This is a genomic window from Streptomyces durbertensis (assembly GCF_014156695.1).
Taxonomy (GTDB): Bacteria; Actinomycetota; Actinomycetes; order Streptomycetales; family Streptomycetaceae; genus Streptomyces; species Streptomyces durbertensis.
Map to the genome: position 1 here is coordinate 1 of NZ_WMLF01000037.1, position 22,019 is coordinate 22,019.

Below are 22,019 nucleotides of genomic sequence, written 5' to 3' on the forward strand. Positions count from 1 at the left end.
GGACGTGGTCGGTGTGGTCGGGGGTGGGGAAGAGGGCCGCCGTGAGGGCGGAGAACTGGTGTTCCAGACGGTGGGCGGCTTCCGCGTTCCGCTTGGCGAGGGTCTGCCGCAACCCCGCCGAACGCTCTTCCAGCGCCTCGAACTGCGCGAGCAGCCGGTCGGCGTCGAGCGCGCGGGCCGGGTGGCGGTAGGTGTCCAGGCCCATCCGGGCCATGAGCGCGTCGCTCTTCTCCGCGTAGCTGAGGGCGAGTGTCGGTGTGCCGACCCGCAGCGCGCAGACGAGGTTGTGGTAGCGGGTGGCCACGACGGCGTCGGCGGCCGCCGCCTCCTTCATCAGGTCGGTGAGCGAGTCCGCTGCGGCTGCGCTGACCAGCGGTGAGTCCACCGCGGTGACGATCGCGTCGGCGACGGGCGCGTCCACGTCGTCGCCGGTGAGCAGCCGTACCTCCCTGCCGTCCGCGACGAGCGCGCGGACAAAGCGGGTGATGCCCCCCAGGTAGCGCTGGTGGATCTCCTCGGCACGGGCCCGGTCGTCGTTGCCGCCGTGGAAGTCCATGACTCCGACGCAGACCCGGCCTCGCGGGGCCGGGGAGGGGGACACCGCCTGGGACGTGCGCGCCGGCGGTGTCGGCAGGGCGAACGCGAGGTCCGGGTAGACCTCGTCACACCTGGTGTCCACGCCCATCTTCCGCATCGCGTCGCGGGACAGGCCGTCCCGGTACGAGCGGTAGGCGGCCAGCCGCGCCGACCAGCGCACCAGGGCCCGGGTCGGCCGGCTGCGGATCGGGGCGGCGCCCACGCTGACCAGCGCGACCCGGGTGCCGAGCAGCCGGCCGCTCGCGCAGAGCAGGAAGAGGGAGTAGGGAAAGCCCCACGGCCGCAGCGGCAGGGTGGCCTCCAGGACACCCATGCCGGGCACGATCACCACGTCGTGCCGCCGCACCCAGGCGGCGGTGCGGAAGACGTCGACGAGTTTGCCGAGTCCCTTGCCCGCGATCGCGCCCAGCCGTGACGCCGTCCGGTACTCGCCGCGGTACCAGTGCAGCCGCGTCGCGCGGATGCCGTACCGGGTCGTGACGCTCTCCGGGCCGCCGCACAGCGCGTCCACGACCGCCGCGGGGTGCTCGGCGCGGAGGTAGCCGAGCACGGCTTCGAGGGAGCCGTCGTTGCCGAGGTTGCCGGAGCCGAGAAGCCCGAACACCCCGACTCGAACAGGGGAGTTGGGGGCGACCGTCACACCCGCCTCCCTTCCCGGCCGGCGACCAGCGCGTCCACGGAGACGTCGTGCCGGTCCGGGTCGACGGGGGCGCGGTCCTCGACCCGCTCGCCGGCGCCCGGCCGTGCCCGGCTGGTCATCCACGCGGCCAGGTGGCGGTAGCAGGCGCGCCGGTCCGCGGAGGACAGCGGCGCCCGCCGGATCGCCGAGACGAAGCCCCCCGCGTACTCGGCGAGCAGCCGTGGCGTCGGGTGCAGCAGGCCCGCCCGGCGCGGGTCCAGGTTGACGCAGCGGGCGCGCTTGCCCGGGTTCGCCCGCTCGGCGCGGGTGGGGTGGTCGCGGCGGAAGTACAGCAGTTCCGGCACCTGGTGGAAGGGGCCGTGCAGGGTGATCTCGGCGACAAACGTGCGGTCCGCGTGGTGGTAGCTGTCGTGCGGTTTGACGCGGCGCAGCACGTCGGCCCGCATGACGCCGTAGAAGTCGTCCCCGCCGGGCTCGAAGAGCAGACTGCGGAAGCGTTCGGGCGCGTGCGGGGAGTCGGTGGCGAGCCCGTACGCGTAGGGGACCTTCACCCTGCCCTCGCCGTCGATGACCGCCTGGCCGCTGTGCGCGAGGATCACCTCCGGCCGCCCGTCGAGCGCTTCGACGCAGCGCCGCAGCAGGTCCCGGGCGTAGAGGTCGTCGTGGGAGGCCCACTTGAACAGCTCGCCGCGGCACTGGGCGAACACGAAGTTGTGGTTGGGGGCGGCACCGATGTTGCGGGGGAGCCGGAGGTAGCGGACGCGGGAGTCGCCCGCCGCGTACTTCCGGCAGATGTCCCGCGTCCCGTCGGTGGAGTTGTTGTCGGAGATGACCAGTTCGAAGTCCTCGTAGGTCTGGCCGAGGAGGGCGTCGAGCGCCTCGGCGAGGTACTCCTCGCCGTTGTAGACGGGCAGGCCGATACTCAGCCGGGGGCGCGCGCTCATGATGTCCTCACTTCTCGACGTCGACTTCCGGAACGGGGATGTGGTGGTGCTCGCGCAGGGCGGCCCGCAGTTGCAGCCACCAGAGGGCCGAGCCGCACACGGTGGCGGCGGCGACGCCCCAGGCCGAGCCGACCGTGCCGGCCACGGCGGCCCCGCCGAGTCCGCCGCCGACGTAGCAGGCGGACGCGAACAGTTGGCAGCGCAGGCTGCGGCGGGCCGCGCCGAGGGCGCGCAGCCCGGCCGCCGCGCCGGCGCCGAGCCCGGCGCCGGCGACGCCGAGCGTGGCCGGCACGACGAGTTGCGCGGCGGCGTGCCAGACGTCGCCGAGTACCAGCTGCCCGAGCCGGTCCGGGACCAGCAGCAGCGCCGCGCCCCACAGCAGCGCGGCGACCGCCTGCGCGCCGCCCAACAGCAGGCAGAACCGGCCCAGTCGACCAGGCGCCCGGCGCAGCACCCGCGCCGACTCGGCGACCGTGACCAGCGACAGGCCCATCAGTACGGCGAGGAACGGGCCGAGCAGCAGCTCGGCGCCGCGGATCACCCCGACCGCGCTGACGCCGACGATCGCGCCCAGCCCGTACGCCCGCAGCTGGCTCGCGCCGCTGACGCAGGTGTTCTCGACCAGGTAGCGGTAGCCCAGGTCGCGGTGGTCGTGGAGCCACTCGCGCACGCCGGTCAGCCGGGGCCGGATGCCGGACTGGAGGCAGCCGTACCCGGCGGCGACCGCCGCCGACGCGCCCCACGCGAGCACAAACGCGGTCACGCTTCCCACGCCGGCCGCCACCACCATCGCCGGGACCAGGGCGACGCCCCACACGACGTCGTTGACAAACGCCTTCCGCCCGGCGCCGGCGGCGAAGAACGCGTACCGCCAGGCGTCCTGGAGCATCAGCCCGGGCAGCACAACGCCGAGGGCGGTGAACGCGGCACCGAGCTGGCCGCCCACACCCAGCCCGACCAGCAGCGACACCGCGCCGACGGCGGCACCGACGCCGAGCGCGGTACCCGAGGACCGGGCCACCGCGCCACGCCAGGACGCCTCCGGTACGCCGCTGAAGCGCACCACCAGCGGATCGGTGGCGAGACCCCGGGAGACGCTGAGCACCACGCCGTAGGTCACCCAGGCCAGGCTGAACACGCCGAACGCGGCCAGCCCGAGCGAGCGCGCCACGTAGATGCCCACCGCGAAGTTGGTCGCGCTGGAGGCCGCCTGGTCGGCGAGCCCCCAGGAGAGCCGGCCGACGACGGCCCGCCTCGCGGACCGTCGGCCGCCCTCGGTGGCGGGGGGCGCCGTCTGCGGGCCGCCGGTGGTCATCGGCGTCACGCCTTGATCAGCCCGGCGCCGTGCAGGGCGTCCGCCGCCGCCGCGACGGCGTCGAACGGCAGCCCGGACCGCTCGGCGACGTCCAGCAGACCGTGCTCCCCGTCGGAGAGGCTGAGCACCCAGAGCATGGCCATCTGCGCCTGCTTCGCGTCGCTGCGGCCGCCGAGTGAGTCGTACAACCCGCGCCTGCCCAGCTGCGGTTCGCCGTAGGGGCTGAGGTTGACGTAGCGCCGGTTGCGGTCCAGCACCGCGAACGCCTCGCGGCAGACGGCCAGGGTGTCCGCCATCATCTCCGGCCGGACGAGGTCCAGGTTGTCCGCCGAGGTGTGGTACTCGGGGTAGCCGGCGTAGGGGGTCCGGGTGAGCGAGCCCACGGCGAGATTGAAGCCGGGGGAGCAGAACTGCCTCTCGTCGTAGCCGTAGGGAGTGAACTCCCGTATCTCGTGCGGACGTTGAGAGGCTTCGAGTACGTGCCGCATCACCCGGTCGATCTCCGCGTCGCCGCGCCTGCTGCGCTTGTACGTCAGCGGGCCCGGGTCGCCCGCGCAGGCCAGTACCAGGCCGTGTCTGACCCGTTCCACCCGCTCCGCGTTGCGGGCCAGCCAGGTGATCGCGCCGATGGTGCCGGGCGCGAACAGGAACCGGTAGGTGTACCAGGGCGTCGCCTCCGCCAGCGCCCGGGCGAGGAACGTCGCCACCGCGATCCCGGCCAGGTTGTCGTTGGCCAGCGACGGGTGGCAGACGTGGCAGGAGACGATCACCTCCTCGGCGACCCGCCCGGGGACCACGTGCTCGGCGTAGGTGAGGTGGCCGTCGGCGAGGGTGGAGTCGATCCGCACCTCGTAGTCGCCGTCCGGCAGCGCGTCCAGGGTCTCCTGAGACAGGCAGAAACCCCACTCCGGCTTGTAGTAGCTGGTGCGGTACGGCACCCGGCCCGGCTGGTCCGGCAGGGTGTGCAGGTGGGCGCGCAGCTCGGCCAGCGGCATGGTCGCCGACACCGGCACGCTGTAGCCGAGCACGTGCAGGCTGGACGCGGCGAAGTCGACGACCCGGTTGCCGGCGGCGTCGGCGACGTAGGCGTCCCGGATGTTCCACTCCTGCGGGACCGTCCAGTCGAGCACCCGGGTGCCGGTCGGCACCTCGTGCACCTCCAGCGGGAGGTACTCGCCGACGATGTCGAGCGTGGCGCGCACCCCGTCGCCGGTGATGCTGCGGCACAGCGGGTAGAGCCGCTCGACGAGCGTGTACATCTCCTCGCCGACCGCCTTGGTGTCGTCGGCCGTGCTCATCGGCGCCACCGGAGGGTGTTGTCGACGGTGCCGGCGTCGGAGGCCGCGCGCAGCACGGCGAGCCGGGTGAAGCGCTGCTCGAAGCCCTCCCGGGTCAGCCCGTGCTTCCGGTAGGCGTCGGCGAGTTCGAGCGCGCCGCGCTTGACCGTCCACTCGCAGTCGAAGCCGGGTATCGCGGCGCGGAACCGGGAGAAGTCCACCCGGTACGAACGCGGGTCGGCGCCGGTCTCCCCGGTGATCACCACCCGCGAGCCGGGTACCGCCTCGGCGACCTGCCCGGCGATCTCGGCGACCGTGACGTTGTTGGTCTCGCCGCCGATGTTGAACGCCCGGTTGTGTACCGCCTCCCGGGGGGCGTCCAACGCGGCCGTGAAGGCCCGCGCGATGTCCGCGGCGTGCACCAGGGGCCGCCAGGGGGTGCCGTCGGAGAGCACCAGCACCTCGCCGGACAGCAGCGCGTGGCCCACGAGGTTGTTCAGCACGATGTCGGCGCGCAGCCGGGGCGAGTAGCCGAAGGCGGTGGCGTTGCGCATGTACACCGGACTGAAGTCCGCGTCGGCGAGCGCGTGCAGGTCGTCCTCCACCCGCACCTTGCTCTCCGCGTACGGCGTCACCGGGCGCAACGGGGCGTCCTCGGCGACCAGTTCGTCTCCGCCGGCGGCGCCGTAGACCGAGCACGTCGACGCGTACAGGAAGCGCCGCACCCCGGCCTCGCGGGCCAGGTGGGCCAGCCGCACGGACGCGTGGTGGTTGATGTCGTAGGTCAGCTCCGGCGCCAGCGCGCCCAGCGGGTCGTTGGACAGCGCGGCCAGATGGACCACGGCGTCCACCCCGGCCAGGTGCTCGGCGGCCACGTCACGCAGGTCGATCCGGTGGCCCGGCGGGTCGGCGGGCGGCTGGCCCAGGACGCAGTCGGCGAACAGGCCGGCGTCCAGCCCGACGACCTCGTGCCCGGCCGCCGCGAGGACGGGGGCCATCACGGTGCCCAGATAGCCCTGGTGACCGGTCAGCAGTACGCGCAAGGTTCAATCCCCCAGAGTGAGAGCGAGTTTGGTGACGGTGAACGCCTCGGCGTAGCGCGTGTGGCATTCGATGCCGCGGATCCGGGCCAGCCCGAGGAAGGCCTCCCGGTCGTACCAGGGCCGGTGCCGCTGCGAGGGGTAGTGGTCCTGCAGCAGCCGCACCTTCTGTTCGGCGGTCGCCGGGGCCAGCGGCTGGTACGCCGTGGGGCGACCGAGGTCGCCGTCCCACTTGACGATCTCGTAGCCGAGCACGAGATGGTCGCGGAAGGCGGTGGGCACCAGTTTCGCCAGCCCCCGGTGGTCCTGGTGGGCGTCCTCGGCGCGCGGCGCCAGCACGACGTCCGGTTCGGTCCGCGCCCGCAGCTCCTCCAGCGCGCCCTTCGCCTCCTCCCAGTGCGCCGGGAGGCGGCCGTCGGGCAGTTTGAGCACGGTGAGCCGCAGGTCGGCGTCCGGGCAGAAGGCGGCGAGCGCGGCCCGCTCCTCCTGCTCCCGCTCACCGCCGCCGCCGGAGAGCACCAGCGCGTCGACCCGCACACCGGGCCGGGCGCGGCACAGCGTCAGCAGGGTGCCGCCGGCGCCGATGGCGATGTCGTCGCAGTGCGCCCCCAGGGCGACGACCCGGTCCAGGCGTCCGGGGCCGAGCCGGATCACGCGCCCGCCCCGAAGCCGTGCGCCGCGCCGGCAGCGACGGCCGGCGCGCCGTCCCGTTCCCACAGGGCCCACGGGCGGTCGCCTCGGGCGTAGGCGTCGTCGAGCGCGGCGCGTTCCTTCACGGTGTCGGTCGGCTTCCAGAAACCGCGGTGCTGGTACGCCACCAGCCGCCCGCGCTTGGCGAGTTGGGCGCAGCCGTCGGCGACCAGGTCGCCGTTCTCCGGGATGTGGTCGAAGACCTCCTGGCGGAGCACGAAGTAGCCGCCGTTCTCCCACAGAGGCAGCTCGCTCACCGCCGTGATGCCGCCCACCAGGCCGTCCTCGCCCAGGTCCACGCAGTGGAACGAGGACTGAGGCGGCACCACCAGCATCGACGCGCCGGCGTCGCGCTCGGCGAACCGGTCGATCATCCGCGGCAGCGGGGCGTCGGTGAGCACGTCGGCGTAGTTGGCGAGGAACATCTCGTCGCCGTCCAGGTGGTGCCGCACCCGGCGCAGCCGCTCCCCGATCGGCGACTCGATGCCGGTCTGGACAAACGTGATCGTCCAGGAGGCGATGTCCGTGGACAGCAGCTCGGTCTTCCCGTCGCGCAGCACGAAGTCGTTGGACGTCGTCTCCTCGTAGTTCAGGAAGAAATCCTTGATGTGGTGGGCGCCGTACCCCAGGCACAGGATGAACTCCGTGTGCCCGTAGTACGCGTAGTAGCGCATGACGTGCCAGATCAGCGGCCGGGGGCCGACCATCGCCATCGGCTTGGGCACGTCGTCGGAGGCTCCGCTGCGCATGCGCAGCCCGTAACCGCCGCAGAACAGTACGACCTTCATCGCTTGACCTCGACAATGCTCAGTTCCGGTATGGGGAAGACCAGCCGGCCGCCCCACTCGTGCACGTACGACAGCTGCTCGACCAGCTCGGCGCGCAGGTTCCACGGCAGGACCAGCACGTAGTCCGGCCGGTCGGCGGCGATCCGCTCCGGCGGCAGGACGGGGACGCGGGTGCCGGGGGTGAACCTGCCGTGCTTGTAGGGGTTGCGGTCGACCGTGTACGGCAGCAGGTCGGGCCGGATCCCGCAGTGGTTGAGCAGGGTGTTGCCCTTGCCGGGGGCGCCGTAGCCGACGACCGTCTCGCCGCGCTCGGCCGCCGTGACGAGGAACCCCAGCAGGTCCCGGCGCACCTTGGCCACCCGGTCGGAGAACCGGGTGTACCCGGACAGCTCCTGGAGCCCGGCGGCCTTCTCCCGGTCCAGGACGTCGGCGACCCTCGCCGTGGGCGGCCCGCCGGCGGCCTCGGCCGGCCGCGCCCACAACCGGATCGAGCCGCCGTGTGTCGGCAGCAACTCGACGTCGACCAGGGCGAGTCCGCCGCTCGCCAGCGCGCGGATCGCGGCGGCGACCGTGTAGTACTGGAAGTGCTCGTGGTAGATCGTGTCGTACTGGTTCTGCTCGATCAGGGTCAGCAGGTGCTGCACCTCGACGGAGACCCAGCCGTCGTCGGCGACCAGGGCGCGCAGCCCCCGGGTGAAGCCGACCACGTCGGGGATGTGCGCGTACACGTTGTTCGCCACGACCAGGTCCGCCGGACCGTGCTCGGCCCGGACGGCGGCCCCTGACTCCGGGCCCAGGAACGCGGTCAGCGTGGGCACGCCCGCCTCCCGCGCCGCAGCGCCGACGTTCACCGAGGGCTCGACGCCCAGGCAGCGGATCCCGCGTTCCACCACGTGCTTCAGCAGGTAGCCGTCGTTGCTCGCGACCTCGACCACAAAGGAGTCGGCACCGAGCCCCAGCCGCCGCACGGAGTCGTCGACGAACGTCCGCGCGTGCTCGACCCAGGAGGTCGAGTAGGAGGAGAAGTACGCGTACTGCGTGAAGGTCTCCTCCGGGGTGATCAGCGGAGGGATCTGCGCCAGCCAGCAGTCGGTGCAGACCCGCAGGTGCAGCGGGTACGTGGGCTCCGGCCGGTCCAGTTCGTCCGCCGCGAGGAAGCTCTCGCACGGCGGGGTCGCCCCGAGATCGACGACGCTCTCCAGCGCCGCCGATCCGCAGAGTCGGCATCGTGTCATGTGCTGTCCCCATCCCGCCCGCGCGGGTGTCCCCGCAGCGGGCCAGCGTTGTCGTCCGCTACCGGCTGCGGGCCGTCCCCGCCGCCGGGCCGTCCCGCGAGCGCGGCGCGGTATCCGTCCACCAGGCGTTCCAGCCCGACGGCCGGGCTGAAGTCCCGCTCGTAGCGGCGCCTGGCCGCCTCGCCCATCCGCCGGTTGCGGGCCGGGTCGGCGGTGACCCGGCGCAGGCAGGAGGCGAGGGACGATGCCTCGCCGGGCCGGTGCAGCAGCCCGGTCACCCCGTCCTCGACGAGTTCGACGAAGGCGCCGTGGCCCGCGGCGACGGCCGGCACGCCGGCCGCCATCGCCTCCACGGCCACCAGGCCGAACGTCTCCATCCAGGTGGAAGGGGCGACCACGGCCACCGACCGGGCGACGGCCTGCCGGCACTCCGCCGTGTCGTACAGCCCGACGTACCGCACGTCGTCCCGGCCGGCCGCCCAGGCGGCCACCTCCCGCTCCAGCGGCCCCGCCCCGGCGACCACCAGCGGCACGCCGAGCCCGCCGCCGGCGGCGATGTCGTCCCACGCCGCCATGAGCAGCCGCAGGCCCTTGGCCTCCGCGAGCCGGCCGAGGAAGAGCAGGTGCTCGCCGTCGCCCGCGCGGCGGACGCCCGGTTCCGGCACGAAGTTGTGCTTCACCGCCAGCCGTTCGGCCGGCATCCCCGCCCGCACCAGCACCTCGCGCTGCGCGGCCGAGATGCAGAAGAACCGCTCCACGCCGGACCACCAGCGCCGCCGGTTGACCGCCAGGCCGACCGCGAGCGGCGCGGTCGCCAGCCGGGAGTTCCGGTAGCAGCCGTGCCGGACGGCGGGCATCGGCACGGGCGCCCCGACGCACTCGGTGCACGGCCGGCCGTCCCGCTGGAGCGTGCCCGGCGGGCAGACCTGGTTGTAGTTGTGCAGCGTCGCCACGGCCGGCACCCCGGCGTCGGCGCAGGCGGCCAGCACCGACGGCGACAGCAGCGGGAAGACGTTGTGGACGTGCACCACGTCCGGCCGCTCGCCGCGCAGCCTGGCCGCCAACTCCCGCCGGACCGGGGGGTTCCACGGAACCAGCAGCGGCACCGCCGCCTTGCCGGGCAGGGACCGGCCGCCGATGTCGTCGCTGTGCCGTTCGAACACCTCCACCCGGTGGCCGGCCGCACGCAGCAGCGCCACCTCCTGGTCGACGACCTTGTTCTCCCCGCTCGGCTGCGCCGAGTTGTAGCGGTTGTGCACCACAAGGACGTGCATGGTCAGCTCACCTCCGTTCCACGGGCCCGCGGCGGGACGCCGCCCCGCGGGTCGGCCTCCGGTGCCTGAAGCGCCGGACGGTCACGGGTCGGGGCGGGTGCCGCCAGCAGCGAGGCGGCGACGGCCAGATGCAGCAGATACGGCGAGGCGTCGCCCAGCCCGGCCTCGGTGTACGACGCGATGGCGCAGTAGCTGATGAGGAAGATCGCGCAGGCCCGTGCCAACGACGGCGGCCGCAGCAGCGCGGCACCGCCCAGCACGAGGACCATCGCCGCCACGAGAGTCACGCCGGTGACGCCCTGCTCGTGGTAGACGGCCAGCCAGCTGTTGTCGATCGGCAGGCCCCCGAACGACTTGTCGCCCAGGCCCATGCCGAAGAGGTGCTCGAAGGTGGTGCGGGGCGCGGCCAGCAGCGCGTCCCAGACCTTGGCCCGGCCAGTGAGGCTCGTGAAGTGCTCCTGGCTCTGCCCGCGCAGGAACCACGCCTGGAGAGCGGAGCCGAACCCCACCGCCGCCACGCCGGCGCACACCACCGTCCAGACGAAGAACCGCCGGGCGGCGGCGCTGGTCAGGACAAGCGAGCCGATCGCCAGCACCAGCCCGATGAGCAGGCCGAACGTGGCGGTCCTGGTGTGGGTGAGCGCGAGCAGGACAAGCGACGGCACGATGATCACCGCCGCGCTCCTCCGGTCGGCCTGGCGGCCCAGCAGGAGCAGCACCGTGAGCCCGACCACCACCGCCGCGTACTGCCCGATCTGCGGCGGGGTGAGCGGCCACAGCGCGCCGACCAGCCGCCCGCCGTACAGGTCGGGGAACGCCGCGCCGGGCGAGAGCAGCGCGCCGGCGGCCACCGTCCCGAGGACCGCGAAGTACATCCGCACGTGGTGGCGGACGAACCCCGGGCCGCCGTCCCACCAGCGGCTCAGCAGCCACAGCGTGGCGACGAAGAGAGCCAGCCGGCCGCAGCGGAACAGCGCGCCCCACCCGGACTCCAGGGTCGCGCTGGCGATCACGCTCGGCACCAGCAGCAGCGAGAGCAGGAGCAGGAACACGCTCGGCCGGACGCGCAACCGCGGGTTCGCCACCAGGGCCAGCGTGAACGCGGCGGCCAGCGCGCCCATGGTGACCATCTGGATGAGGGAGCGGGGGAGGGGGACGAGGGTCTGGGCCCCGGCGGAGCCGAGCGTGTTGAGTACCAGCAGTCCCCAGGCCGTCCCGACGAGCTTCGACGTGCGGTCAGCGCCCATCTCCACCACGCTCCCGGAAACGGAGGGTGCTGCCCGCGTCCTGCCGGTACGGCGCGTCCTGCCACTGCGCGAAGTCCAGTACCCGGCTCTGGTCGCGGACGACAAACCGCCACGGGCCGACGTACACGTTGTCGCGCCAGCGGTTGTCCTGCCGCCGGGTGATCGCCTCCGCCACCTGCCGGCCCCGGTACGGCGACCACTCGGGGTAGGTGCCGTAGTTGGCCAGCACGGCCATCCGGGCGCATCCCTCCTCGCAGTCCACGACAGACCTGTCCAGCGTGAAGCGGTTGCCGTGGATCTCCACCCGCTGGGTCTTCCACCGGCAGTCGGCGTGGAGCGGCGCGGTGCTGATGCCCGGCTGCGCGCAGCGGTCGGTGTCCTTCACCAGCAGCGTGCAGTCGCCGGAGGAGGTGTTGGCCGGGCTGTTGCAGAACCGGTCGGCGTTCTCCCACAGGGTGATGCCGGACCAGTTGTCCTCCAGCACGTTGCGGTGGATCTCGATCCTGTCCGTGCGGGCCGGGATCCGCGGTTCGCCGCCGGACTCGGAGACGTAGACGGTCGCGTAGGGGAAACCGTCGCCGCGCTCGGCGCGTTCGCGGCCCTCGACCCAGTTGTTCCGGCGGATCGTGTTGCGCCGGATGACCGCGTTGTAGCTGGTCTCGTAGATCAGCGCGGCACCGTCGTTGGCCTCGACGGTGTTGTCCTCGATGCGGAAGTCGTTGTTGTTGGTGTCCGCCCACAGCCCGGTGCCGCGGTTGTCGTGCACCCAGTTGCCGCGCACGTCGGCGCCGTCGACGGCCCAGAACTTGACGCCTCCGGTGCAGCCGCAGCCCGGCCGCCGCCGCTCCCAGTCGTCCGTGTTGTTGCCCGTGATCTCGTTGCCCTCGACGACCAGGCCGCGCAGACGGCCGCCTGCCTTGTACGCGTTCATGCCGTACTGGCCGTTGTCGCGAAGGCAGTTGGCGCGGACCCGCTGGCCGACGCCGGCCATCAGCCCGGCGCCGGAGTTGTTCCGGATCGTCGAGTGCTCGATCACCCACCCGTCGGCGGAGTCGTGGTTGACCACGCCCTCGTCGTGCGGCGCGACAAAGCCCCGCACGGTCAGATGACGGATGGCGACGCCACGCGCGGTGCCGCCGAACGCGTACTGGTTGGTCTCCCGGCCGTCGAGCACCGCGCCGGGCGCGCCGACGTAGCGGTTGCCCTCCTTGGGCACCACCTGGGCGTAGCGGTGCCGGGTCAGCGTGTGGGTGCCGGGGCGGAGCCAGAACGTGGTGTTCGGCGGGTTGCTCCTGGTCTTCGCCGCCAGGTCGCCGACCACCGCGGGGTCGACCGCCACCGCGCCCGCCGGGGCCCGGGCCGGACCCGGCGCGGGCTTGGCGCACACCCGCGGCACGGACGCCGACGCCCCGACGGTCGGCTTCGGCCGCGGCTCGGGCTTGCTCTCACAGCCGGTCACCGCCAGCAGGGCGAGCGCCAGCGGCGCCGCCGGTAACCACCGGTGCCGCGACCCGATCCCCGTACCGGGAAGAACCATCACCGAGCCCCCTGGCCGTGGAACCCGAGCACGGTGACAAACGTGTCGCCGTCGTCGCCGAAGCCGGTGCCGACCAGCGTGGTGGCGGGTTCCCTGCGGCCGAAGCCGGCGGAGTACCAGCCCAGCGGCGGATCGCTCTCGCCGCGATGGGCCCGCCAGCGCAGCCGCTCGGGCAGGTCGAGCGTCGCGGAGCGGTCCTCGCCGTCCTTGTCCCAGGTGAGTTCCGCCCTGTTCCCCACCAGGTCCACGGCGACCGCCGGGCCGAGATGGAACGCCAGACTCACGGCGTTGCCCGGGCCGCGCAGCTCGTCGACCACCCTCAGCTCCCGGCCCGCCAGCTCCACCCGGCGGCGGTGCACGGCGGGCCGGTAGCCGTCGTGCTCGGCGCACCAGCGGGACACCCCCTCGTCGGAGGTGTCGGAGGTGTCCGCGACGAGGACGCGGCTGCGGGCGTGCCGGGTCCACAGGAACGGGCCGCCGGAGTCGGACTGGTCGGCGTGGTCCACCGCGAGGGTGTTGTGGCCCAGGGTGGAGCGGAAGTAGCGCCGCCACTCGGGCTGCCCGTGGTAGCAGTACGTGCCCGGGTCGGCGAGCACGTCGACCCCGTCGTGCCGGACCTCCACCGAGAGCGCGTCCGCGTGGGCGTGCGCGGCGATCGACAGGAAGCCGTGCGGGCCGCCGTCGCAGCGGCACCAGATCCCGTCGGGGCCGCGCAGGATCGTCATGCCCGCGTCGGGGAAGTGCGCCGGCCGGGTTGCCGGGCGGGCAGCCGTGCGGGACGTGGCGGGCGCGCCGGGTTGCGCCGGCCGGATGAGCGCGGTCAGCAGCGGGGTGCGCACGTCCGTTCCGGTCACCTCCGGCCACCAGGCGAGCCGGCCGAACACGGCGTCCCCGGTGGCCAGCAGCGACGCCCAGCGGTCGGTGCCCGCGCCGTCCACGACCAGACCGTGCCCGTCGTCCGCGTCCCCCTGGCGCGGCGGCCGCAGGTCACCGTCCACGACGGCCGCGAGCGCGTCGGTCATCCGCAGCAGCACCAGCCGGACGGACGGCGGGACCGGCACACCGGCCGCGTCCGCCTCGGCCAGCGCCGCCAGACCGAGCTCCAGCACCAGGCCGTGGTACTCGGTGGCCAGCTCCCGGTTGAGACCGGAGGGGAAGGTGTTGGTGCGCAGCCGGAGCGTCAGCGACCGCAGCGCGTCGTCCCGCCACCGCGCCGAGGAGGCGAACCAGTCGAACGCGCAGCCGGCGGCGAACTGCCCGGCGGCCTCCGCGATGACGTGGTTGTTCGCCGACGACCCACGGCTGGGGAACGCCGCGAGCCACCGCTGGTGGTGCCAGATCTGCCGGAGCGCCGCCGGGTTGTCCTCGAACAGCCCGGCCGCCCCCGGCCAGCCGTCGAGCAGCCGGCGGATCCACACCCACGACAGCAGCCGGATCCCCAGCTCGATGCCGCTTGTCCAGTGCACCCCGCGCAGCGGCGCGTTGACCGCCCACCACGACCGCAGATGCCCCGCCACCCGCTCGGCGTACCGGTTGTCCCCGGTGAGCGCGTAGGCGGCGGCGAGCACGGTCAGGTACTGGTGCCGGGACGGCTCCCAGATCTGCTTGACGTCGCCGACCGTGTCCTCGTCCCGGTACGGCACGTCGAAGGCGTGCAGCCCCGGGGCCCGGCGCCCGGTCTTCGGGTCGTACCACCAGTCCGGATCGACCAGGTCCTCGCGCTCCACCCCGAAGAACACGGCACGGCCGGCCATCAGCCGGTCCGCCTCGGCGATCAGACGCTTCGCGGCGTCCGACGGCACCGCCTCGACCGCCCCGGCGGGCAGGGTGGCCGTGAATCCGCCGCCGAGCGCACCCGGGAAGGTCGGCGGCGCCGACCGCCAGCGGCGTCTGCGCGCCGCGTCCCCCACCCGGCCCGCTACCTCGCCCGGGCCCATCCGGGACAGCCGCCGCAGGTACCAGCCCGCGCTCATGCTCATCGTGCCCCCGCCAGCGTCACCGGCGCCCCCTCGGCCAGGCTCTTCCGCACGGCGAGAGTGGCCGCGGTGGTGGCCACCAGCGACTCCAGCGGCACCGGCATCGGAGCGCCGTCGCGTACGGCCGCGAGGAACGCGTCCAACTCGGCGCGCTGGCCCTTGTCCCGCGCCCTGGGCAGCAGGGAACTCGTCCACCGCCCCCGTCGGCCGTACACCGAGGCGCGGACGAAGTCGTCGAGCCGCAGCGCCCGGCCGTCCGCCACGAGGTCCAGGGTCTCCTTGGGGAAACGGGACGGGCCGGTGGTGAGGTAGCTGACGGTGGCGGTGGAGCCGCCCGGGTAGCGCAACAGGACCTGGAGGTCCTCGTCGCCCGGCGTGGTGACCGCGTACACCGAGACCGGGTCCGCCCCGAGCAGCCAGCTCACCGTGTCGATGAAGTGCCCGCCCTCGCCGGTGAACCGCGAGCCCTCGACGCCCTGCCGGAGGTACCAGCTGCCGTGCTCCAACCGGCCCGCGTTGACCAGGTAGCGCACGCTCGCCGGCCCGCCGCGGGCGCCGAACCGCTTCCTCGCCTGCCGCAGCAGCGGCGCGAACCGGCGGTTGAAGCCGACCTGCAGCCGGTTGTTGCCGGACTCCTCCACCGCCGCGACGACGGCGGCCAGCTCGTCCTCGTCGAGCGCCAACGGCTTCTCCACGAAGACCGCCTTCCCGGCCAGCAGCGCCCGGCGGGTCAGCTCGACGTGCGAGCTGTGGCGGGTGACCACGAACACCGCGTCGACGGACGGGTCGTCGAGCACCGCGTCCAGCTCGGTGGTCGCCTCGGCGAAGCCGAACTTCCGCTGGGCGTTGGCCCCGGACAGCGCGGTGGTGGTGACCACCGTCGACAGCGTGACGTCCGCACGCCCCGTCAGGTGCGGCAGCAGCATCGAGGTCGCGTAGTTCCCCGCGCCGACAAACGCCAGCCGCACCGGCGCCCCGACGACGCGGGTCGAGATCGCGGGCGTCCGGCCGCGTCGCACGGCGGGCAGCGTGATCGCGGAGTCCCTTGCCTCCTCGGGCTGTTCGGACTGGTCCGGCTGTCCGGGTCGGTCGGCGGCGTCGGCTCCGTCGGCGTCGGGGCGGTCGGGGTAGCGGAACAGGACGGCCACGGCCTTCAGACCGCCGTCGTGCAGCGACCGGTAGGTCTCGACGGCGTCCTCGAAGGCGGCCGTGTGCGAGATCAGCGGCTCGACGTCGACGCGGCCCCGGGCGAGAAGGTCGAGGAAGCACGCCAGGTTGCGGCGCTCGGTCCAGCGCACGTAGCCGATCGGGTAGTCCCGCCCCTCCAGCTCGTACTCCGGGTCGTAGCGACCGGGGCCGTAGCTGCGGGAGAACCGGACGTCGAGTTCCTTCTCGTAGTAGGCGTTCCACGGCAGGTCCAGGCGGCACTTGCCGATGTCGACGACCCGGCCGCGGTCCCGGCTCAGCCGTGCGGCCAGCTCGACCGGCTGGTTGTCCCCGCCGCCGGCGGCCAGGTACACCTGGTCGACGCCGTGCCCCTCGGTGAGTTCGGCGACCGCCTTCTCCACGGCGGCGGAGTCGGGGGCGCCGCACGCCGCCGCGCCCGTGCGCTCGGCGAGTTCGCAGCGCACCGGGTCGGGGTCGACGCCGACGACCCGGACCCCCGAGGCGGCGAGCAGCTGCGCCACCAACTGCCCGATCAGACCGAGACCGATGACCAGTGCCACGTCGCCGAGCTGCGGCTCGCCGCGGCGGACACCCTGCAGCGCGATCGACCCGACGGTGCCGAACGCCGCGTGCCGCGGCGCGAGACCCTCCGGGGCCCGGGCGTAGAGGTTCTTCGGCACCCAGTTCAACTCGGCGTGCAGCGCGTGCTCGTTGCCGGCGCAGGCCACCACGTCGCCGACCGCCACGTCGTCGATCCCCGCGCCGACCCGCTCGACGACCCCGCACAGCGAGTAGCCCAGCGGCGTGTAGGAGTCCAGCCGGTTGTTCACCTTGCGGTAGGTGGCGGCCAACCCGTTCGTCGCGACGCTCTGCACGACCTTCGCCACCTGGTCCGGCCGTGAACGGGCCTTGCCCAGCATCGACATGCCGGCCTCGGAGACCTTCATCAGCTCGGTGCCGGTGGATATCAGCGAGTAGGCGCTGCGGACCAGCACACCCCCGGGCTTGCACGCCGGCACGGGCACGTCGAGCAGCGTCAGCTCGCCGCTCTTGTAGTTCTGCACGACCTGTTTCACCGGACTCCTCTTGATGTCTCTGATGTCTGTGCGTGTCTCTACGCCGTCGGGGAAGGGGGGCTGCCGGCGCCGGAGGTGGCGCCGCGGTACCAGTACTCGAGGGTCAGCACGTGCCACAGGTGCTTGGAGAAGTCCCGCTGCCCGGCGGCGTCCTCGGCGACGAGCCGCGCCAGCGCGTCGCGGCGCAGGAAACCGGAGCGGACCAGCTCGCCGTCGTTGACCACCTCGCGCACGAGCGGCGCGAGGTCCCGGCTCATCCAGGCCCGCAGCGGGGCGCTGAACAGGCCCTTCGGCCGGTAGACGATCTCCCGGGGCAGGACCGTGCGCGCCGCCTCCTTCAGGACGGCCTTGCCCTGCCTGCCGGCGATCTTCCGACGGCCGGGCACGGCAAACGCCGCCTTCACCACCTCGACGTCGACGTACGGCACCCGCACCTCCGTCGACGCCGCCATGCTCGACCGGTCCGTGTAGGCGAGGTTCAGGCCCGGCAGGAACATCCGGGCGTCGCCCAGGCACATGCGGTTGACGAAGTCGTCGAGATGGTTGTCCTCGTAGACGTCCGTGTGCTCGGTCAGCACGTCGTCGACCGCCCCGGCCAGGTCCGGATCGACGAGGCCGAGCAGCTCGTCCCGGTCGTACATGGTGTAGCTGCGGCGGAAGGCGGTCTCCTCCGGCAGCTCGGCGAAGGACAGGAACCGCTTCGCGAAGCGCACCGACCGGTACCCGCGGCGGGCGGTGGCGACCGGCAGCCGGTCCACGGCCGCCGACAGGCCGCGCCGCAGGGGCCGGGGGACCCGCTGGTAGCGCAGCGCCAGCAGGTTGGCCAGGTGCTTGCGGTAGCCGGCGAACAGCTCGTCGGCGCCCATCCCGGACAGCATCACCTTCACCCCGGCCTCCCGGGCGGCCGAGCAGATGAGGAACGTGTTGATCGCGGCCGGGTCGCCGATCGGCTCGTCCAGGTGGTATGTCATCCGCGGCAACAGGTCGAGCACGTTCGGGTTGATCTCGATCTCGTGCAGGTCGACGCCGAACCGCTCGGCCACCCGCCGGGCGTAGCGCAGGTCGTCCGGCATCGCCTCGAACCTGGCGTCCTCGGCGCGGAACCCGATCGTGTAGGCCGAGATCCCGGGTCGGTCGCGGGCCGCCAGCGCGGTCAGATAGCTGGAGTCCAGCCCGCCGGAGAGGAAGGTCGCCACCGGCACGTCGGAGAGGAGATGGCGCCGGGTCGACTCCTCGACCACGGCGTGCAGGTCCGGCCGCTCGCCCGCCCGTGCCCGCTCGCGGCCCTCCTCGGCGACCTCCCGCAGACTCCAGTACCGGCCGCGCTCCACCCGGCCGTCGGGCCGGCACCGCAGCCAGCTCCCCGGCGGCAGCTTCTCCGCCTCGCGGAACGCGCACCGCGAGTCGGGCACCCAGTAGTACAGCAGCGACGCCACCAGCGCCGCGTGGTCCACCTCCAGCGACCCGCCGGTCACCGCGGCGAGCGCCTTCAACTCGGAGGCGAACACCAGGCCCCCGCCGCGCCGCAGCAGGAACAGCGGTTTCACGCCGAGCTGGTCCCGGACGAGCACCAGGTCGCCGGTCCGCTCGTCGAAGATCCCGAACGCGAACATGCCGCGCAGCCGGGGCAGGCAGTCCGTACCCCAGCGCCGCCACGCCTCCAGCAGCACCTCGGTGTCGGAGGTGCCGCGGAAGCGCACCCCGGCCGAGGCCAGTTCGGCGCGCAGCTCGGGCGCGTTGTACAACTCGCCGTTGTACGTCAGGGCGAGACCGCCGGAGACCATCGGCTGGGCGCCCGTCCCGGACAGGTCGACGACGGCCAGCCGCCGGTGCCCCAGATGCACCTCGCCGTCGCCCGCGGAGTGGCCGTACCTCCCCGCGCCGTCCGGGCCCCGGTGGGCGAGGGTGTCGGTGAGCCGGTCGGTCACGGCCTTCCCGTCCGGCCATCGGTACGTGCCCGCGATGCCACACATGTCCTACCGAGCCTCCTGGTTGCTGTCGGGGACCGGTGTGGCCCATGTCGGGACCGGTTCCGGCCGCCGTGTTCCCGCCCCGTTCCGCCGGGGCCGGGCTTCGGCCCGGCCACGCGGCGCGTGCGGGCCCTCCCACAACGTGCCGTCGCTGCGGTCACGCGGATCGGGATCGACCAGCACCACGCCGGCCACCGCGACGTGCTGGTCCGCGAGTTGGCGCGCCACGGTGTGCAGCCAAGCGGCGCTCGCGTGCCCGGCACGCACGACAAGGACCGTCCGGGCGCCGAGGCGGTGCAGGTCGGTCCACGCGGTGCCGGGCGCGACCGAGCCGACGCCGAGCCGGTACCCGGGAGGCGGGACGGCGGTGGCGCGGGCGCTGTCGACCACGACCGGGTCTCCCGCCTTCGGACGGCGCCCCGCGAGCGCGGAGCCGGGCAGGCCGTCGACGACGACCACCGGGCCGTCGGCCGCGAGCGCACGGGCGAGATCCAGGGCGATGGCGGCGGTGTCGCGCGGGCAACCGAGCTCCAGCAGCGACAGCTGGTCGCCGCCGCCGCGCACGGTGCGGGCCAGTGACGCGGTGAGCCGGTCCCGCGCCACCCGGGTCCGCTTCCGCTGCCACCACACGGGGGACCGGCGCGGCAGCTCCGCGACGACCGAGGCGCCGAGGTGCGCCGCGATCTCCCGCCGCAGCACGGGACGGTCCGCCACCACCGTGGCGACGGCGGCCAGCGCGAGCCCGAGCGCGAGCCCGAGGACCAGCCCGATCCCGGCGTTGACGGCGGCCGCCCTGGGCAGCGAGTGCCGCACCGCGCGCGGCGCGTCCACGACCTGTGTGCCGGCGACGAGTGGGGCGGTCCCGACGTGCGCCTCCGTGGCCCGCCGGTTGAAGTCGCTGATGCGGGAGGTGAGTTCGGCGCGGCGGGCGAACAGCGACTCCGTGTTCGCCGACGCGCCCGGCCCGCTCTCCGGCGAGCCGTCCTCGATCGCCTTGTTGACCTCGGCGAGTTCGTCCCGCATCCGGTCGCGCTGCTTGAGCAGGGCCCTGGACTCGGCGTCCGCGGCCGCCCGTATCCGGTTCACATGGTCCGTGACAAACGCGTCGGCCAGCGCACCGGCGCGGGCCACCGCCTCCGCGTCGCTGCCGCCCGACACCGTGATCTGGAGGACGTTGTTGGTCAGGCCGACACCCTGGTAGTCCCGCAGGAAGTTTTCCGGCTTCTCCGGGGAGTCCAGCGACCGCAGCGCGGCCTCCGCGACGCGGGTGGTGTGCAGCAGCGCGACGTCGGTGCGGATCAGCGTGCCGGGGTCGTTGGGCTGGTCCTGCTGGTGGGCGACGAGCACCTTGGTCACCGCGGTCGGCGGCGGGGGAAGCAGAACCGCCACCGCCGCGCCGACAAGCAGACCCAGCAGGGCCACGCAGCCCCAGAGGCGGCGCCGTCGGCGTACCGCCACCACCAGTGCCTGAAGGTCCAGCAGCGGCGCGGCCGCCTCGGACGTGGTGCCGTTCCTCACCCGACGCCTCCCCTCGCGGTCTCGCCGACCGCGAGCGCGGGCGGGGCTTCGGCCCCGGGGCGGCCGGCGGGCCGCGCCTGACGCGTGGCCAGGACGGGCTCGGCGAGGACCACGCCGACGACCTCGTGCCCGGCGTCGGCGCAGGCCTCGGCGAGGCCGGTGAGTTCCGCCGCGGTCCGGTCGCCCGCGCTGAGGACGACCAGAGCGCCGGCCTCGTCCGCCTCCCGGTCCGGTACCACCGGCTGTGACACACCGACCCCGACCACGCGCAACACGGGCCCGTCCGCACCCGAAGGACTCGGGGAGCGATCGCCGCCGGCCTCGGCGGCGAGCCGGCCGGCGGCCCGGCGGGCGAGCTCGTCGCCCTCGGGCACGACGACCAGCAACCGCCGTGCGCCGTGCGCCCTGCCGTGCAGCCGGGCGCACACCCGCCGGTAGCGGGTCCGCAGGCCCGCCTCGTCGTCGAAGGTCCGCGGAGCGGGCGCGTCCCATCGGACGTCCAGGCCCAGCAGCCTCCGCAGTCGGCTGCCCGCGCCGCTTCCCCCGGACCGGCGTGCGGCCCGTTCGACGGGCACGCCGACCGTGCCCATCGCCGTCGCGCCCAGTGCCGCCGCGACCTCCCGCTCGGTGCGCGGCCGGCCACCGGCCCGTGCGGCGGCCAGATGGCCGACGACCCCGAGGAGGAAGAACAACAGCGCCCCACCGGCGACGAGTTGCGCCCGGGTCGGCGGCGCCTCACCGGTCGGCCGGGCCGCCGGGCCCATCACGACCATGTGGGCCCTGTCGGCGGTGGAGTCGGCCTGCTCCACCTTCCTGACGGCGTCCTGGAGCGCGGTGCGCAGCTTCGCGAGTTCGGTGCGGGCCTGCACGCTCTCCACGCTCGCCCCGTCGCCGGCGGAGTCGGCCAGCTCGGTGATGCGGCGGTTGGTCCGCACCACCAGCCGCCGCAACTCCTCGGGCCCCGCCGACGCCTCGGGACCGGCGTCCTCTCCCGCGATCCGCGCGGCGAACGCGACGAACTGCCGGACCATCTGGTCGGAGAGCTGCTGCGCCCGCTCCGGGGTGTCGGAGGTGCCGGAGATCCTGATGATGTTCCCGTCGGTGGTCTCGGCGCTGACCCGGTCCCGCAACGCGCCGCCGCCGACCCCGGGCCACCCCAGCGCGGCCGCCGCGCGGTCGACCACCACCGAACTGGTCGCGATCTCCGCCTGGGTCAGCAGTTCGCGCTCCTGCCACGCGCCCGGCAGCAGTACCGACGCCGACGTGGTGTAGCGCGGCGGGAAGAGCAGGGAGGCGCCGTACCCGGCAAGCGCGCCCACCAGCGCCAGAACGGTCAGCAGCCGCCCGCGCCGACGGATGATCCGCCCGATCGTGACCAGGCGCAGTGTCTCCTCGCTCAACGACGCGGCCTCTTCTCGGCCCGGTACCAGTCCCAGACCCGGCCCGGGCTCCAGGCCCGGGCCCTGCCGCGCCCCCGGCCCCGGCAGGCGGCGGCGTAGGCGGCGAGCAGCGACGCCTGGGAGTTCTTCCAGGCCAGCGGCCCGCTGATCCGCTCCTGCCCGATCTTGCCCATCAGCGCGCGTTTCTCCGGATCGTCCAGCAGCCGCGCGATCAGCCCGGCGAACGCGGCCTCGTCGCCGGCGGGCGCGTAGAGGGCGGCGTCACCGGCGGAGACCCGCGCCTCCTTGAGGTCGAACGAGACGATCGGCCGGCCCATCACCATGTACT

General features: G+C 73.9%; 17 protein-coding genes. All 17 read right to left on the bottom strand.

Annotated elements, in window-relative coordinates:
- Positions 1 to 1,237, bottom strand: a 1,237-nt coding sequence (locus tag GL263_RS04395) for a polysaccharide pyruvyl transferase family protein (RefSeq protein WP_182854233.1), incomplete at its 3' end; no start/stop codon positions are given.
- The gene (locus GL263_RS04400) at positions 1,234 to 2,181 is read right to left on the bottom strand and encodes a glycosyltransferase family 2 protein (RefSeq protein ID WP_182854234.1); all 948 of its coding nucleotides are present in this window, start codon (positions 2,179 to 2,181) and stop codon (positions 1,234 to 1,236) included. The genes GL263_RS04395 and GL263_RS04400, both read right to left, overlap by 4 nt.
- Before the next feature lie 7 nt (positions 2,182 to 2,188).
- Entirely contained in the window at positions 2,189 to 3,496 is a 1,308-nt protein-coding gene (locus GL263_RS04405) for an MATE family efflux transporter (protein WP_182854235.1), read from the bottom strand.
- Between the two features lie 5 nt (positions 3,497 to 3,501).
- Entirely contained in the window at positions 3,502 to 4,794 is a 1,293-nt protein-coding gene (locus GL263_RS04410; RefSeq protein ID WP_182854236.1) for a DUF4910 domain-containing protein, read from the bottom strand.
- The gene (locus GL263_RS04415) at positions 4,791 to 5,816 is read right to left on the bottom strand and encodes an NAD-dependent epimerase/dehydratase family protein (RefSeq protein ID WP_182854237.1); all 1,026 of its coding nucleotides are present in this window, start codon (positions 5,814 to 5,816) and stop codon (positions 4,791 to 4,793) included. The genes GL263_RS04410 and GL263_RS04415 overlap by 4 nt, the downstream gene beginning before the upstream one ends.
- A gap of 3 nt (positions 5,817 to 5,819) precedes the next feature.
- Entirely contained in the window at positions 5,820 to 6,467 is a 648-nt protein-coding gene (locus GL263_RS04420; protein ID WP_182854238.1) for a PIG-L deacetylase family protein, read from the bottom strand.
- Positions 6,464 to 7,291, bottom strand: coding sequence for a glycosyltransferase family protein (locus GL263_RS04425; RefSeq protein WP_182854239.1), 828 nt, complete (start codon positions 7,289 to 7,291; stop codon positions 6,464 to 6,466). Before GL263_RS04425 ends, GL263_RS04420 begins: the two co-directional genes overlap by 4 nt.
- Entirely contained in the window at positions 7,288 to 8,526 is a 1,239-nt protein-coding gene (locus GL263_RS04430) for a class I SAM-dependent methyltransferase (RefSeq protein WP_182854240.1), read from the bottom strand. Before GL263_RS04430 ends, GL263_RS04425 begins: the two co-directional genes overlap by 4 nt.
- A complete protein-coding gene (locus GL263_RS04435) occupies positions 8,523 to 9,800 on the bottom strand; it encodes a glycosyltransferase (RefSeq protein WP_182854241.1) in 1,278 nt (425 codons plus the stop codon). The genes GL263_RS04430 and GL263_RS04435 overlap by 4 nt, the downstream gene beginning before the upstream one ends.
- Before the next feature lie 2 nt (positions 9,801 to 9,802).
- A complete protein-coding gene (locus tag GL263_RS04440; protein ID WP_182854242.1) occupies positions 9,803 to 11,047 on the bottom strand; it encodes an O-antigen ligase family protein in 1,245 nt (414 codons plus the stop codon).
- Positions 11,037 to 12,584: a right-handed parallel beta-helix repeat-containing protein gene (locus tag GL263_RS04445; protein ID WP_182854243.1), complete on the bottom strand. Its 1,548-nt coding sequence runs from the start codon at positions 12,582 to 12,584 to the stop codon at positions 11,037 to 11,039. The genes GL263_RS04440 and GL263_RS04445 overlap by 11 nt, the downstream gene beginning before the upstream one ends.
- The gene (locus GL263_RS04450; protein WP_182854244.1) at positions 12,584 to 14,563 is read right to left on the bottom strand and encodes a heparinase II/III family protein; all 1,980 of its coding nucleotides are present in this window, start codon (positions 14,561 to 14,563) and stop codon (positions 12,584 to 12,586) included. Before GL263_RS04450 ends, GL263_RS04445 begins: the two co-directional genes overlap by 1 nt.
- Complete coding sequence (locus tag GL263_RS04455; protein WP_182854245.1) at positions 14,560 to 16,803, bottom strand: bi-domain-containing oxidoreductase; 2,244 nt, start codon at positions 16,801 to 16,803, stop codon at positions 14,560 to 14,562. The genes GL263_RS04450 and GL263_RS04455 overlap by 4 nt, the downstream gene beginning before the upstream one ends.
- 38 nt (positions 16,804 to 16,841) lie before the next feature.
- Positions 16,842 to 18,776 (bottom strand): asparagine synthase (glutamine-hydrolyzing), encoded by a 1,935-nt coding sequence (asnB, locus tag GL263_RS04460; protein ID WP_182854246.1) that lies wholly within the window; start codon positions 18,774 to 18,776, stop codon positions 16,842 to 16,844.
- Positions 18,777 to 18,779: 3 nt separating this feature from the next.
- On the bottom strand, positions 18,780 to 20,291 hold the full coding sequence (locus GL263_RS04465; protein ID WP_182854247.1) for a Wzz/FepE/Etk N-terminal domain-containing protein: 1,512 nt from the start codon (positions 20,289 to 20,291) through the stop codon (positions 18,780 to 18,782).
- The gene (locus tag GL263_RS04470; protein ID WP_182854248.1) at positions 20,288 to 21,691 is read right to left on the bottom strand and encodes a polysaccharide biosynthesis protein; all 1,404 of its coding nucleotides are present in this window, start codon (positions 21,689 to 21,691) and stop codon (positions 20,288 to 20,290) included. Before GL263_RS04470 ends, GL263_RS04465 begins: the two co-directional genes overlap by 4 nt.
- A partial coding sequence (locus GL263_RS04475) for a glycosyltransferase (RefSeq protein WP_369123513.1) occupies positions 21,688 to 22,019 on the bottom strand: 332 nt, incomplete at its 5' end. The genes GL263_RS04475 and GL263_RS04470, both read right to left, overlap by 4 nt.

What these genes read in the sequence shown, in the direction of transcription:
- GL263_RS04410 (WP_182854236.1), bottom strand. Translation starts at nt 4,794, where the DNA reads ATGAGCACGGCCGACGACACCAAGGCGGTCGGCGAGGAGATGTACACG.
- GL263_RS04450 (WP_182854244.1), bottom strand. Translation starts at nt 14,563, where the DNA reads ATGAGCATGAGCGCGGGCTGGTACCTGCGGCGGCTGTCCCGGATGGGC.
- GL263_RS04435 (WP_182854241.1), bottom strand. Translation starts at nt 9,800, where the DNA reads ATGCACGTCCTTGTGGTGCACAACCGCTACAACTCGGCGCAGCCGAGC.
- GL263_RS04440 (WP_182854242.1), bottom strand. Translation starts at nt 11,047, where the DNA reads ATGGGCGCTGACCGCACGTCGAAGCTCGTCGGGACGGCCTGGGGACTG.
- GL263_RS04400 (WP_182854234.1), bottom strand. Translation starts at nt 2,181, where the DNA reads ATGAGCGCGCGCCCCCGGCTGAGTATCGGCCTGCCCGTCTACAACGGC.
- GL263_RS04425 (WP_182854239.1), bottom strand. Translation starts at nt 7,291, where the DNA reads ATGAAGGTCGTACTGTTCTGCGGCGGTTACGGGCTGCGCATGCGCAGC.
- GL263_RS04430 (WP_182854240.1), bottom strand. Translation starts at nt 8,526, where the DNA reads ATGACACGATGCCGACTCTGCGGATCGGCGGCGCTGGAGAGCGTCGTC.
- GL263_RS04405 (WP_182854235.1), bottom strand. Translation starts at nt 3,496, where the DNA reads ATGACCACCGGCGGCCCGCAGACGGCGCCCCCCGCCACCGAGGGCGGC.
- GL263_RS04445 (WP_182854243.1), bottom strand. Translation starts at nt 12,584, where the DNA reads ATGGTTCTTCCCGGTACGGGGATCGGGTCGCGGCACCGGTGGTTACCG.
- asnB (WP_182854246.1), bottom strand. Translation starts at nt 18,776, where the DNA reads ATGTGTGGCATCGCGGGCACGTACCGATGGCCGGACGGGAAGGCCGTG.